The organism is Pontibacter diazotrophicus, assembly GCF_003367245.1.
GTDB lineage: Bacteria > Bacteroidota > Bacteroidia > Cytophagales > Hymenobacteraceae > Pontibacter > Pontibacter diazotrophicus.
Window position 1 is genome coordinate 1 of the sequence record NZ_QRGR01000081.1, and the last position, 1034, is coordinate 1034.

The 1034-nt window shown below is 61.0% G+C and carries 1 protein-coding gene; it reads right to left on the minus strand.

Annotated features, from left to right (window positions below):
- Positions 1-956, minus strand: a 956-nt coding sequence (locus tag DXT99_RS26755; protein ID WP_147294330.1) for a Gfo/Idh/MocA family protein, incomplete at its 3' end; no start/stop codon positions are given.
- Positions 957-1034 lie beyond the last annotated feature (78 nt).

Here is a 1034-nt window from a genome sequence, read left to right on the forward strand (position 1 = left end):
TGCGGGTGCGAGCCGCCGTGCCCCGCCCCCTGGATGAAGGACAGGTGCTGGTTGTCGTCCGAGTCATACACCCCCGCCTGCGTAAAGTTCTGAATCTCCTCCGGCAGCAGGTGCGCGTAGTCCGGAATCTTCACCCGCTCCGGCGTCTCGCCTGTGTGTATCACGCTGTCCTCGTGCTCTATCTGCGTCCACTCAAAGCTCTTCTTCGAGCCGTATACGTCGAAGCTCTCCCGGTACTGCCGCGCCGTGTTGAACAGCGAGCGCGTCACCTCCGCCGACAGGTCCGAGTCGCGGAACTTGATGTGGCAGGTCTCGATGGCGAAGGGGGAGCCGTACTTCGGAATCAGCTCCTCGTCTATCCTGCCTGAGCCCAGGCAGGAGACGTACTCGGCCTCCGTCCTGGGCAATGCCAGCACCGGCCCTACGCAGTGGGTGGCGTAGTGCATCGGCGGGAGCCCCTCCCAGTAGCCGGGCCAGCCGGCCATCTCCTGCTGGTGCGAGGCCCTCAGGAACTGGATTCTGCCCAGCTCCCCCTTCTCGTACAGCTCCTTCACGAACAAAAACTCGCGGCTGTAGATAACCGTCTCCATCATCATGTAGGTCAGCCCCGTCTCCTGCACCAGCTCCACTATCTGGCGGCACTCCTCCACGGTGGTGGCCATGGGTACGGTGCAGGCCACGTGCTTGCCAGCCTTGAGCGCTGCGATGGACTGCTCGGCGTGGCTCTGGATAGGCGTGTTGATGTGGACGGCGTCCACGTTCGGGTCGCGCAGCAGCTCCTCGTAGTCGGTGTATCTTACCTCAATCCCGAAGGCGTCCCCTATCTCGTCCACCTTGCTCTGGGTGCGCTGGCAGATGGCGTACATGTTGGCGTTGGGGTGCTTCTGGTAGATGGGAATGAACTCGGCCCCAAAGCCAAGCCCCACGATTGCCACGTTTATCTTCTTCTGGCTCATGATGTAGTATGTCTTATTTACAGTTGAACAGATGTTTTACTTTGTCTCAGCGGTCGCTTTCTCCCTTGCCTCACGGCC